The sequence below is a fragment of the Pseudoalteromonas sp. Z9A6 genome (assembly GCF_011378805.1).
GTDB classification, from domain to species: Bacteria; Pseudomonadota; Gammaproteobacteria; order Enterobacterales; family Alteromonadaceae; genus Pseudoalteromonas; species Pseudoalteromonas distincta.
Genome location: NZ_WTKZ01000001.1, coordinates 134556 through 147499, shown reverse-complemented (window position 1 = coordinate 147499; position 12944 = coordinate 134556). Strand labels below are relative to the sequence as shown.

Annotated in this window: 8 protein-coding genes and 2 pseudogenes; 5 read left to right on the top strand and 5 right to left on the bottom strand. The window is 36.2% G+C overall.

Annotated elements, in window-relative coordinates; genetic code table 11:
* Positions 1–202: 202 nt before the first annotated feature.
* Positions 203–976 carry an undecaprenyl-diphosphate phosphatase gene (locus GQR53_RS00625; protein WP_165742571.1) on the bottom strand — a complete coding sequence of 258 codons (774 nt, stop codon included), beginning with the start codon at positions 974–976 and terminating at the stop codon, positions 203–205.
* A 236-nt stretch (positions 977–1212) separates the two neighbouring features.
* Here GQR53_RS00625 and GQR53_RS00620 point away from each other — a divergent pair, with 236 nt between their 5' ends.
* From GQR53_RS00620 to GQR53_RS00610, 3 genes are read left to right on the top strand one after another with little or no spacing between them, the layout of a single operon-like run.
* The gene (locus GQR53_RS00620; protein ID WP_024600574.1) at positions 1213–1500 is read left to right on the top strand and encodes a hypothetical protein; all 288 of its coding nucleotides are present in this window, start codon (positions 1213–1215) and stop codon (positions 1498–1500) included.
* Positions 1497–3092 carry a PepSY-associated TM helix domain-containing protein gene (locus GQR53_RS00615; protein WP_206013068.1) on the top strand — a complete coding sequence of 532 codons (1596 nt, stop codon included), beginning with the start codon at positions 1497–1499 and terminating at the stop codon, positions 3090–3092. The genes GQR53_RS00620 and GQR53_RS00615 overlap by 4 nt, the downstream gene beginning before the upstream one ends.
* Positions 3089–3334, top strand: coding sequence for a hypothetical protein (locus tag GQR53_RS00610; protein ID WP_007581829.1), 246 nt, complete (start codon positions 3089–3091; stop codon positions 3332–3334). The genes GQR53_RS00615 and GQR53_RS00610 overlap by 4 nt, the downstream gene beginning before the upstream one ends.
* Before the next feature lie 9 nt (positions 3335–3343).
* Here GQR53_RS00610 and GQR53_RS00605 read toward each other — a convergent pair whose 3' ends face one another.
* Entirely contained in the window at positions 3344–4180 is an 837-nt protein-coding gene (locus GQR53_RS00605; protein ID WP_165742570.1) for a patatin family protein, read from the bottom strand.
* A gap of 167 nt (positions 4181–4347) precedes the next feature.
* Here GQR53_RS00605 and GQR53_RS00600 point away from each other — a divergent pair, with 167 nt between their 5' ends.
* Positions 4348–5220 carry an SMP-30/gluconolactonase/LRE family protein gene (locus tag GQR53_RS00600; RefSeq protein WP_165742569.1) on the top strand — a complete coding sequence of 291 codons (873 nt, stop codon included), beginning with the start codon at positions 4348–4350 and terminating at the stop codon, positions 5218–5220.
* 20 nt (positions 5221–5240) lie between these two features.
* On the opposite strand, the pseudogene GQR53_RS20705 reads toward GQR53_RS00600, so the two are convergent.
* Together GQR53_RS20705 and GQR53_RS00590 are read right to left on the bottom strand one after the other, a co-directional pair.
* Positions 5241–5378, bottom strand: a pseudogene (locus tag GQR53_RS20705) (NfeD family protein); the annotation flags it as partial.
* A 266-nt stretch (positions 5379–5644) separates the two neighbouring features.
* Positions 5645–7084 carry a diguanylate cyclase gene (locus GQR53_RS00590; protein WP_165742568.1) on the bottom strand — a complete coding sequence of 480 codons (1440 nt, stop codon included), beginning with the start codon at positions 7082–7084 and terminating at the stop codon, positions 5645–5647.
* Between the two features lie 383 nt (positions 7085–7467).
* Between GQR53_RS00590 and GQR53_RS00585 the strand changes: the two genes are divergently transcribed.
* Positions 7468–8361: a cation diffusion facilitator family transporter gene (locus GQR53_RS00585; RefSeq protein WP_165742567.1), complete on the top strand. Its 894-nt coding sequence runs from the start codon at positions 7468–7470 to the stop codon at positions 8359–8361.
* Positions 8362–8440: 79 nt separating this feature from the next.
* Here the strand turns inward: GQR53_RS00585 and GQR53_RS00580 are convergent.
* Positions 8441–12933, bottom strand: a pseudogene (locus GQR53_RS00580) (EAL domain-containing protein).
* Positions 12934–12944: the final 11 nt, after the last annotated feature.

Here is a 12944-nt window from a genome sequence, read left to right as displayed (position 1 = left end):
TTCTCTTATGTGTAGGCTATAGTTAACCTGAGTTCTGGATAATAAATCTATCTCAAGCAGCTATTTTTAGCGCTAACTGCGTTGAATTTCCTTGCAATAGACCAGCTATTGACGCGTAAATTCGCCTTGTTTTCACCAAAAATTTCTAGCTAGAGAGAAACAGACTTAAATATCGTTATTATTTATAGTGTTTTTAAATCTCTTAACCAGAATTCAGGTTAGTTAGTAAAATAACACCAAATACGATTCGGTAAAGACCAAAACTAACAAAAGTGAAATTTTCTAGAAAGCGTATGAATAGTTTAATAGTAAAATAAGCAACTATAAAAGACGTTAAAAAACCCACAGCAAGGGCAGTTAGGTCATCTAAGCTAAACAGTTGGTAATGTTTAAGTAAGTCGTACCCTGAGGCTGCTGCAAGTACAGGTAAACCAAGTAAAAATGAAAATTCAGCGCTGGTTTTTCGGTTTAAACCACACAACATGGCACCAACAATAGAACTTCCAGCACGACTAGTCCCTGGAACTAACGCAAATACTTGTGCTACGCCAATCCAAAGTGCTTGTTTATAAGTAACTTGGGTTACATCGGTAGTTGTGCAGTGAGCCTCTTTATAACTGCGCTCTAATAGTAAAAAAATCACACCGCCTACAATAAACATAACACCTACTACCGGTACGCTAAACAGTGTTTTTATTACATCACTAAATATAAAACCAATAATACCCAAAGGAATAAATGCAATGGCAACTTTAATCCATAAATTAAAATGTTTAGGGCTAAACTTGTCTTTATAGTTAGCTAGTACCGCTAAAATGGCGGCAAGTTGAATAATGACTTCGAAGGCGAGGTTAGTGTCTGTTGATTCAATGCCTAACCACTTTGACGCTACAATTAAGTGCCCGGTTGATGATATGGGTAAAAATTCTGTTATACCTTCAATAATACCTAAAATAATCGCGTTAATTATATCCACGGTTTACTGCTTCCTGAAAAATTAAAAAGCCCGAACTCGGCTTAACTGAAATGACGCATTACTGCGTACCTAAATTGCGAGGCGTAGCATAAAAGCTCTTAAAGCAAACCAACAGTATTTTTAGACTTAATGTGTTTAATAAATTGCATTAAGCAGTAAATGCACAATATAATAACAATCGTTATCATTTGTATGTACTGTTTTGTATATGTTTGGGCAAATTTATTGAGCGAATAATGAATAATAAAAAAACGTTTACAGCTACACGGCGAAGGCACTTAATTGCGTGTGTATTAGCGCTAGTTACAGCGGTAATAATGATTCCGGGTATGACAACCTATTTACCGTTTCAAATGAATGAACAAATATTACTGCCTATTTTACTCTTTCCTGTTATTTGGACTGCGTTGTTTATTTATGCGTATTTGGCGCAAAAAGTATGGCAACCTTTTGTAGTAATGATTGCATTGTGTGTATTACATGGTTTATTGAGTTTTTGGGCGTTAACGCAGGGGCAGGGATGAAGTCGATTACGTTAAAAAAGCTATTTTTATTACATAGCTGGGTAGGAATTATTACTGCGGTACTGCTATTTATTGTTGCATTTAGTGGGGCGTTAGCAGTTCTGTCGCGACCTGAGTTAAAAATATGGGCTAACCCAGAACTACAATCTAGCCAATACGTTGCCAGCGCGCAAATTAACCGACTAGTAAACGAATACCATAAAAAAGTACCTAGTGAATTTGGCGAAAACATTCATGTGTTTTTACCAAGTGGGCATAACTTTCATTTGTTAACGTTGTTATTTGAATCCCACCATGGCGATGAAAATTACGACCAAGAGGTGGCCAGAGTATTTCAATTTCATCCCGATACGTTGGCGCTGGAAAATACTTACTATGGGCCTAGTAAAGAGTTTTACGCCAATAAAAAAACGGATGCGCCAACTTATATAGGTGAGTTTCATGCAGATTTGCATTTAGGGCGACCAATTGGGTTAATACTCACTGGGTTTTTAGGTTTAACGCTTTTAGTAAGTGCAGTGACAGGCTTGTTTATTCATCGCAAATTGATAAAAGAGCTCTTTACGTTTAGGCGAGATAAAGGGTTAGATATTGCAGTAAGCGATGCTCATAAGGTTATAGGTATTTGGGGCAGCGTATTTAATATTGTGATTGGTTTTACAGGATCATTTTTAGGGCTCGCGACCGTTATTTTACTACCAGCAGCTGCGTTTGTGAGCTTTGGTGGCGATCAAGATAAGTTAATAGAAACGTTTACTGCCATTCCTGAACCTGTAGTTAGCCACATTAAGCAACCTACAAAAATAGACACTATTTTAGAGCATGCTCATAGTCGTTACCCTGAAGCAATAATTAGGGATGTCACAATAATGGCGCATAACGATGCGAATGCGCAGGTATATTTGCGTTTGTTAGGTGGCGAGGCTGTTGCTTCTCAGTTACTGCATTATCAGGGCAATGGTGAGTTTGTGCAGTCGATGAGTAGTTTTGGTGATATTTCAGGTGTTTCGATAAAAGTAATTGAGTTGATGTTTCCGCTGCACTTTGGGAACTTTGCAGGAGTGTTTGTAAAATTACTTTGGGTATTGCTTGGCTTAAGTACTGCGCTTTTACCTATTTCGGGCATGATGATGTGGCTAACAAAGCGCACACGTGGCAGTAGCCCTTCACTGAGTATGCAGGCATATGCACGCTGGAATCGTTTTATTATTGGCAGTTGTGGCGGTTTGGTATTAGCAAGCTTTGTGCTATTTCCTGTGCAAGTTTTACTTAATTATAGCGTTGTTGGTGTGGCGCAAAATAGCTTTTTTGGACCCGTGTTCTTTTATACGTGGTTGGCATGGTTACTATTAAGTGTATTGCCCATAGGTTATAAAAACTATTTTAAGCTGACACTTTTACTATGCGGCGCTTCGCTTGCTTTGGTGCTGCCACTTAATATTTTACTTGGCGTTAGCAATGTTATTAACCTTAATAGCTCGCTTGTCGCGGTAGTAGATATAAGCTTTATGGTGGTGGGTATCGTGTGTATGTTTGTTGCCTTAAAAATAAAAAACACACAAAAATTACAAATTGAGGTACAACCCGTATGAACGAGCTACTAATTACAATTGCGATGGTAAGTTTACTACTCATGATGCTCAACCTACGAAAAAACACACTTACATTAGCGACTAAAACATTTTTAAGTGCACTGCTATTTGGTTTAGCACTGATATGTTTTATGAGTGTTTACGGTATTTTAGGCGGTGCAATATGCACCGTTGTGGGAGCTATGTTAGCTGGTTTACTAACCGCAGTTATTGCGGGTAAAGCACCGCAATTATTAGGTTAAATAATGCAGTTATTTAGCTAAAAAGACCTTAGCAGTATCAACTCCCATGTTGTAACCACTATTAAGTATTTCAAACTTTTTAGTGGTACGCCCAACTTTAAAATTAGCCGGTGGTGCAATGATATTGATTTTGCAGTCATTAGGTGGATTCATAATAAAATCGATAGACTTATTATAAAAATCAGCCCTGTTTAAGGTCGTTTGAATTAATGCGGGATAGTTTTTATACATTTTTTTAGTGAGCCAAGGTGCCTTACTTGGTTTTTTACGATAGCCTAAACATTGAGACAAAATAACGGTGATTTCGCGTGCACCCATTTCGTAAGCTTTTATTACCGGAATTGAATCAGCAACACCGCCATCGGTCATCGCTATGTCATTAATAATAGGGTAGTCACGATATGCAATGGGTATAGCGCATGATGCTTTTAATTGATCCACCATATCGGCGCTGGTGGCCTTTAAATAGTGTGCTTTGCCTGATTCGATTGCCGTAGATACAATATAAAAATCGTGTGGAGTTTGCTCAAAGACCTCCGTATGAAGGCGTATTTCGCGAATAGTTTCTTGCCATAACCAATCTAAATCAAATAAATGACCACCTTTAATAAAGCGCGCTAAATTAATAAATTCAGGACGGCATGAGTAGTCAGTAATCACTTTATAATTTCGCATTGGTTGTTTGCATAAAAATGCGGCTATATTAGTTGCCCCGGCTGAAACACCAAAATAGCGTTCAAACGGCTGATATTGCTGTTTTAAAAACTCATCAAGCACACCTGCGGCAAATATACCGCGCATTGCACCGCCTTCAACGACGAGTGTGTTTTTATTATTGTTGTTCATGGCCAATCCTTTTTATGAAATTTGATGTTATCAACTCAGTCTAAAAAATGCGATAGAGATTACTGAAGATGATAAAAAATTAAAGCCGGGTACACATCGCGAAATTCACTGTTTTCTGGTAAGGTTTAGTATTACAAGGCTTTGTTAGTAATAAAGAATAATTACTTATGTTTGATCCTAGCGTAACCATTTTTGAAAGCACACAGAGTCAGCTTGCAGAAAGTCCTCTTTGGCATCCTATGCTGAACACTTTTTTTTGGGTCGATATAAATAAAAAATTACTTTTAAGCAAAAATATACACAGCAAAAGCCAACTAAAAACCGTGAATATGCCCGATACGCTCAGTGCAATAGCGTGGATTGATGAGCAGCACTTATTGCTAGGTACAAGTACTGGTATATACAAATACCATATTAATTCAAGCACTCGCCATCTTATCCTTAGTATTGAAAATACACAGCTAAATCGACGTTCAAACGACGGCCGCGCTGATCCATGGGGTGGTTTTTGGTTAAGTACAATGGACGTAAATGCTAAAAAAGGTGACGGTAAAATATACCGTTATTATAAACACCAGCTTAAAGTCGTTGTAAGTAACTTGAGTATCCCAAATGGATTGTGCTTTGATAAGCCACGTTTACGCGGTTATTACTGCGACTCTTTAACGAGTTGTATTTATGTATTAGATTTGGATGAGCAAACTGGCGAACCTTGCTCTGAGCCACGTGTTTTTTATCAATTTAATAATACTGATGTTGATCCCGATGGCTGCGTAACCGACCAATTAGGTAATTTGTGGCTAGCTGTGTGGGGAATGGGGTGTGTTATATGTTTATCCCCAGACGGTGAGCTAATTAAAACAATAAAGCTTTGTGCAATAAAACCGACATGCACCGCATTTGGTGGTGAAAATGCTGAATTGTTACTTGTGACATCGGCATTTGATGAAGCGATTAATAATACTGTTAGTGAACAAGGCGCTGTATTTCAGATCTCCGGTATAAAAAAAGGGCAGTTTGAGCCGCCCGTTTTACTGTGACTTGTAATTTACAGTGATGATTAGCTTTTAGGCGTAACCCACATAACACCCACTTCTTTTTTGGTTACTAAAACCTCAGTACCGGCGATAATTGGTTGCTCACTTTTGAGTTTCCAGCTGATACCAGAGTATTGATGTGTAGTTAAACCTTGTTCTGTACCTGGGACCTCATTTCAACGCCATACTTAGCTTTGTAAGCGTCAATCACTGATAAGTAAATTAACTCCATCAACAATTAGTGAGGTGTTATATTTAGTGATAGCTGATTAGTACTCCAAAGTACTCTATGGAGAAGGCGCTGTTTTGTGTTAATAATTAAACGTTGAGTGGTTGTATTGTTTATAACTTAAGCGTGTATAGATTGTCACTACAGCGAACTTTTAACCACTAAAACTCACTGTAGCGCGCCGACTTAGTCGGTTTTTTAAAAACTGGCTATTTTATTTCTGCCTGTTTCTTTTGCGTTATAAAGGGCTATGTCGGCGTTAGTTATAACTTCTTTAGATGTTGTTTTTTGATTGGGTATAAGGCTATAAAATCCAATACTCAAAGAAAGGTAATTACTAGCACTTGAAAAATTATGTTCAATTGCGAGTTCTGCGATTTTTTCCTGAATAAGAACAGCAAACCTTTGACAGTGTTCTGTGTCGACTGCAGGTAAAACTATCGCAAATTCTTCACCCCCGAAACGAGCTGCTAGATCACCTTCCCGTTTACAAATATTGTGTAGCGCTTTGGCCACTCGCTTTAGCACTTCATCGCCAAGCTGATGCCCATAGTTATCGTTATAACGCTTAAAAAAATCAATATCACACATAATTAAACTAATGGGTTCCTTATTACGTGCACAGCGCTTAATTTCGCATTTTAAAGTCTGATCAAAACAGCGTCTATTAGCAATGTTTGTAAGGCCATCAGTATTGACTTGCTTATTGAGTTTTTGGTTGGCGTTAATGAGTTGCTGCTGAGTTTGTTGAAGCTCTTGCTTATAATTTAAATTTTTGAAAGCATTAGCAAGCATTTCACCTACTAACCTTAGGCGAATAAGGTCTAAATCAGTCCAGTTTCGCTTTTGAACAACGCAATCACAGCCTATAAAGCCAACCAGATCTTTGTCATAACGTAATCCAATGCAAAGTACTGATTTTATTTTTTGTCGCTGGAAAATTGTTTTTTCGCTCATTGCTTGAATGGGTAACGACGTTACATCGTTAACTCTAAATAAGTGAGTACGTGCCATCAAACTAAAAAAATATGGGAGATCGCTTTTCGGAAGGTTTTGTAAGTCCTCTTTAAATGCTTGTATATCATTATTGACCCATTCGTGGGTGTTATTTATGGTTTTACCATCCTCGGCAAACTTAAAAAGATAACTTCTATCTGCGTGGCAAACGGTACCAATAGCTTTTAATGCGTAGTTGATATGCTTAGCAACGTCGTCGTTTTGAATATCAATTAAGTCAGTTGATATGTTCGAAATAATATTATCAAAATCATATTGTTCATCTACATTATTATTCAATACATCGATTATAATAATGGAGCTTGAGTTAGGTAATTTTGCAAATTTTACATTGAGTAGCAATTTAGATACCTGTTTTGATAAAACAAACTGGCATTGGTTATTTGCAGTGAAATAATCAAAGAATAGCTCCTCGACTAATAGTTCTTTTTTACTGTGATGATTGGTCAAAGTGATGTGTGAAAAATCAATTTTATTAAAATGTGATTTATTTCTTAAGCCAAACAAGCCCTGTGCTTGGCTGTTAACTTTAAATATATTTTCATTGGCATCATAAAGTAATACACAAAACGGCAGTAACTCCAAGTTTCGCCATATTTCATTTGATAGGTTATTACTCACTCAACTCTCCATGTGTTTAAGCCACAATTAAATTGTTATCTATTGTATTTTTATTGTTTTTACTTGGGCGTGTTAATCGTCCTTAGATCGAGCTCAAAGGGCAGCTCATGCTTGGTATTTATGCTGCGTTATCGCCTATTTATGGGGAATAGCTACACTACATAGACTCTGCCTTGCCTCAAAACCAAAAATACTACTGCAAATCCAACCACCGAAGTTCAACAAGCCCTACTAATTATTAGCACATTTTTTTTGATTTACTAAGTTTTTAGTGCGTTTGAGGGCAGTACGTATTATAATTGATACTGTATATCATTACCCTTTTCTACTCTAAGCCATCTTTGGTTTATTTGCACTTTAAGTATAGGTTATTCAAGCATTTCATGACAGAAATCACTACACACCAAGCTTCTCGTCGTCGGTTACTTATTGCGCTAGCAATTACGTGTTCGTTTATGGTAATTCAGGTTATAGGTGCTTATTATTCTAATTCGCTTGCTGTACTTGCCGATGCGGGGCATTTGTTTGTTCACAATAGCTCGTTATTCATCGCACTGATTGCATCAAGTCTCGCTATTCATTTTGCTAAAACTTATAACGATGGTCATCAAAGAGCCGAGCTTTTGGGTGGTCTGGTGAACGGATTTTTATACCTAGCAATCAGTTTAATTATTTTGTATGAAGGTGGTGAGCGCTATATACACCAGCATGAAGGAAATGAGCTGGCTATTAATAGTTATTTAATGTCGGTTATTGCTGCTATTGGTTTTTTGTTTCATGGTGCTGCTGCATGGGTTTTATATAAAGGCCGCAAAGCGAGTATTAATGTTTACGCGGTATTTTTACATTCATTCTTTGATTTGATTTCTACCGTATCGACATTTGTGGCTGGTATTCTTATATATTTTACGGGCTGGGTTGTTATCGATATTTTATCGAGCATGTTAATCGCCTCTTTCGTGTTGTTTACCGGTGTTAAGGTCATTATTAGTTGTATAAAAGGTTTACGCTTAAATAAGGCCAAACTTCCTAAAGTTGCAGATATTAAAAGTAAAATTACAGATATGGAACATGTTTATAATGTCCATAACGTCACTGTAACGCGCAAGTATAATGGTATTGTAGTAGGCGCACACGTTGTCCTTAAACAACATTGTACGATTGAAAAACATGATGAAGCGTGTCGTATGAAGGTAGAGCAATTGTTAGCCGAAAAATTTAATGTACGTAATAGTGTATTACAAATTGAAAGCCATGAATGCCATCATATCCATTAATAGCATCTAATTAATATAAAAGCGTGTAATAATGATTAGCACGCTTTTAATGTTTCAAATCAAATCAAATCAAATCAAATCAAATCAAATCAATGATATTGCTAAAACAATCGCTTTTACGTAAGTCTTTAGCATTCATTGGTTTTGCAAAGTAATAACCCTGTAATACATGGCAGCCAACCTCGGCTAAAAAGAGCATCTGTTCGCGCGTTTCTACTCCTTCTGCAATGCAGTATAGATCTAAGTTTTCTGCCAATGAAAAAATAGTTTTAATAATTGATTCATCTCCCTTATCTATACCAATACTATTTACAAAGCTTTGATCTATCTTAATAACATTAATAGGAAATTGGCTCAAGTAGGTGAGTGACGAGTAACCAGTACCAAAATCATCAAGTAATAATTTAAACCCAGCAGCTTTTAAGTTTTGTAGCTGCTTGGCTGCTTTGAGTTTATCTTCTAGTAAAATACTCTCTGTTATTTCGAGCCTTAATTGTCTTGGATGAACTTGAGAGTCAGCTAATATAGACATCAGCCGCTGTGTTATGTTTGTTTTTAAAATGTGTTTAGGCGATAAGTTTAAAGATATATAAAACAACGGGTTTTCGCTGAGTATAGGTGCAAGTTCAATTAGTGAACGGTGCAAGGCTTGCTCAGTAAGAAGTTCTATTAAACCGGTTTCTTCTGCTACCGGTATAAAAAGTGCTGGCGATACCAACTGTCCTTGATTTTTCCAGCGCATGAGTAACTCCACGCCATTTATTGTTTTTTCTTCTATGTCGATAATGGGCTGATAGTGATTAAAAAATCGGTTGTCTTTTACTGCATCTTTTAAATCATTTTCAAGCAGTAACTTTTGTTTTATTAGCTCATTCATTTCATCGCTAAAAAACTTAAAGTCGTTTCTCCCGCCTTGCTTAGCGTGCATCATTGCAACATCGGCATTACGGATGAGTATATCTGTGGTTATAGCATCGAATGGGTACAGAGCTACGCCAATACTTGCTGAAATATTAATAGAAAAGTCTTCAATAATTACTTTATTAGCTAATTCATTACTAATTTTTCTTACGGTATCGCGAAGAGATTGGAGTGATTTTATATTTTGAATCAGCACTAAAAATTCATCACCACTTTGGCGGCCAAGTATAGCGTCTTCGCTAAGCATGCCGCTTACTCTTTGGGTAATATTACATAACAACTTGTCACCTACTGCATGACCAAAAGAGTCATTAACAGGTTTGAACTTATCTAAATCAATAAATAATAATGCGCATTGGGTATTGTTTTTATCGGCATATTTAATCGCCTTTTCAATGTTTTGATACATTAAACTACGATTAGGTAGATGTGTTAGAGGGTCAAAATTAGCCAAATAGCGCAGTTCGTTTTCAGCACGTTTTTGTTCAGTTAAATCTTTAATAACAACCACATAGTAACTTGCAGTGTCTTTTGTTACAGCTGTGGCACTTATATGTATTGGATGTTCGTTACTTTTTGCTGTTCTTATATAAACATCACTTTGCCAGTTTTCAGTTGGTTTTAATTTTTTTAAAATACTAGCAAACTCTCTGCACTTATCTTTACCAATTGCTTTAATAAACAATTTAGGGCTAATTTTGGTGGCCGTTTGCTCGTTTGAAAATGTTTCAATAAAACTATTGTTCGCAGAAAATGGCATTAAACGCTTATCGAGTATAAGTAACCAATCGTTTATTTGGCTAAACGCTTCACCTAAAATTTTTGCTTGTTGCTCATTAGCTCGTTGCTCGGTGATATTGGTATATATGCCAGAAACATATAGAGGCTCATTTGTTTGAGGATTGTATATAACTTGTCCTGTATCTTGATACCAGAGCCAATGGCCATTTTTATGCTGTAAACGGTAAGTTGCTTGCCAGTTTTGTTGTTTTTTGTACTTGAAGTAGTTTTCCCATTGGTTTTCAAAACGACGTCGATCGTCTGGGTGTATAAGCGCTAAAAATTGATCTATATGCACGCGTTCAGGTAAGTCTGTATAGCCTAATTCACTTCCTCTGAGCGTATTTACGGAAGCGTCTTTAAAGTTATAATCCCATACGCCGCTTTTATTATTTTTAAGCGCGAGTTCTGTTTGCTTTTGCGAATGAATAGTCGCTCTATGGGCTTGTTTAATTGCTACTCGGCGGCTGCGATACTGCCAAAAAATAACACCCCAAGAATTAAAATAATGTAGGCGGCTATAGCAATGGGCGATCTTCAAGGAGCATACGCCACGTTGATATTAAGTGTTGTAGGCTCGCTTGTAATAATACCATCACGATTATGTGCTGATATTTTTAGTGAGTAATTACCAGGTTGAAGCTTTGTGAAAAACACTTGATTAGATTGTAAATCTTCATATGTAAGAGACGTAGGCCCTGAAAGGATTACTTTATAATATGCTTTATCAATATTAGGGTAAGAAAAGTTAGAAAAACTAACTGTAAGGCCCATGTCTTCATAACTGAGATCAAGTGGTTGGCTAAGGTATTTATGAGGGTAATAATTGAGCTCTTTGGTAAAAAGGTTTATATCGGTAATCGCTACATTATTTTTTTTAAATAATTCTTTTTCATCAAAGTCTAAAGGGTTAAACAGTAGAGCTCCGGCATTGCTACCAAAAATTAACCGGTCATCATTTAATGTTGTTGCTGCTATAGGAGTAAATTGGTTTATATTCAACCCGTCTTTTACTGAATAACTCACCACATTGAGTGTATCTAGGCTTATTTGATATAAACCATTGTCGGTACTTGCCCATAAAAAGCCGTTTTTATCAGGAAGTAACGAATAGATAGAGTCAGTATTAAATGAATTTTTTAATCCTATGTAGTGTTTTCTCTCATAAGTAACTGGGTCAACACCAAGCAAGCCTTCGTGGGTGGTTGCCAACCATAAAATATTTCGTTTTGAGTCTAAGTAAAAGTTTTCTACAGTGTAAAAAATATCTTCTTTAGGATTAAAAGACTGAAATATAGTCGTTAAAGTTTTCGTTTTTTCGTTGTACCTAAGGAAGCTTTTTGATGTGCCAAGTACAAACTCTTCAGGATGTGTGTCGAGGGGTTTATAAAAAGCATAAGAAAATAAAGGGTCAACTTGCTCTTTGAGCCCCTTAATAATTCTTGTTTTTCCTGTTGTTTCATTAAAAACATAAAAATTATCATCCGACATAAATGCATATGTGTCTGCAGATAACTGGGCAAAGCCAAATAAGTTGGATTGGTTAATTACATCTTTTTCTGTGTCTTTATTTTCAATAATTTTACCCGTTTGTTTATCAAACAGTTTAAAACCATCGAAAGTAACAAGCCAAAGGAATTGATTATCACCAATTGAAGACGCAAAAATATCATAAACGGCAGATGCCCCGTATATTGCTTTTGAGTCGGTTGAGCTTAGATATACATCACTTTTATTTGTTGCTTTGTCGTACCGTGCAATTCCATCTTCTGTTCCTAACCAAATAATATTATTTTTGTCTTGGTAGGTGGCATGAATAGTATTGTTACCGGGTAAAGTAATGTGTTTAAACCGTCGGGTTTTAATTGGCCATGTAAACACGCCCTGGGTTCTAGATGCGAGCCAAAGTACGCCGGACTTATCAACCATTAGATCGTTTATTGAGTTTTCATTAATATTAAACTTACTTTTTTCATAATTTAATACGAATTCTAGTTCTTTGGTTTCGCGGTGATAACTGAACAATCCACTTTGGGTTGCTACAAACTCCCCGTAAACAGTATTGGCATAATCCCATATATTATAATCAGGGATTAAAGTTGTAATATTTGCTGCAGATATATTTTTGTTATTATCGAATGCTAATTGATACATGCCTTCAACAGTACCAACAAGTAATCCTAATTCATTATCAACACTTAAGAATTTGACGTTTACATTATCTATCGTATTTTTTTCAGGGGGATGAAGAGGTATTTTTACAAGTTCTGAATTATCTATATTTGCAGTGTATAAACCATCATTTGTACCAATATATAAAGTGTTTTTATATATTGTTAATGACCGAATGTAGTCACCTTTATTTGGCAGGATTAGCTTAAATGTGAAGCGTTTACTCGTCTCATCAAATGTATATATTTGGGCATCTATGGCGAAGTAAAAAGTACCTTGTTGCTGAGTCATTGCAGAGATCGGAGAGAACATTTTTTGTTCTTTATCTATTTGACCAGAATAGATTTTTTCGGTTTTTAAAGTGAGGGGATCTATTATATAAGCACCAGAAAGGTCTGTTGAGACAATGATTTTTCCGTCTTCGGCTTTAAATAATGCATAAATATAGTGTTTATCTAGGCCAAAGCCGCCACTAAAAGTTTTTACATTATATCCATCAAAACGGTTTAAACCCTGTTGGGTTGCTATCCAAATATAACCAATATCATCCTCTTGAGTCTGCAAAACGTAACTTTGTGATAGGCCTTCGTCAGTAGAAATTCGTTGTAATTGTTGAGCATAGTTTTGTGATGCAAAAGTGCTTTGAATGCATAGCAAAAAAACAATAGTGATATGAAAAAAAAGTTTGCTCAAACGCACTTATAAACACT

Coding starts and splice junctions, on each gene's coding strand:
- GQR53_RS00610 (WP_007581829.1), top strand. CDS start 3,089: ATGAACGAGCTACTAATTACAATTGCGATGGTAAGTTTACTACTCATG.
- GQR53_RS00620 (WP_024600574.1), top strand. CDS start 1,213: ATGAATAATAAAAAAACGTTTACAGCTACACGGCGAAGGCACTTAATT.
- GQR53_RS00585 (WP_165742567.1), top strand. CDS start 7,468: ATGACAGAAATCACTACACACCAAGCTTCTCGTCGTCGGTTACTTATT.
- GQR53_RS00605 (WP_165742570.1), bottom strand. CDS start 4,180: ATGAACAACAATAATAAAAACACACTCGTCGTTGAAGGCGGTGCAATG.
- GQR53_RS00615 (WP_206013068.1), top strand. CDS start 1,497: ATGAAGTCGATTACGTTAAAAAAGCTATTTTTATTACATAGCTGGGTA.
- GQR53_RS00600 (WP_165742569.1), top strand. CDS start 4,348: ATGTTTGATCCTAGCGTAACCATTTTTGAAAGCACACAGAGTCAGCTT.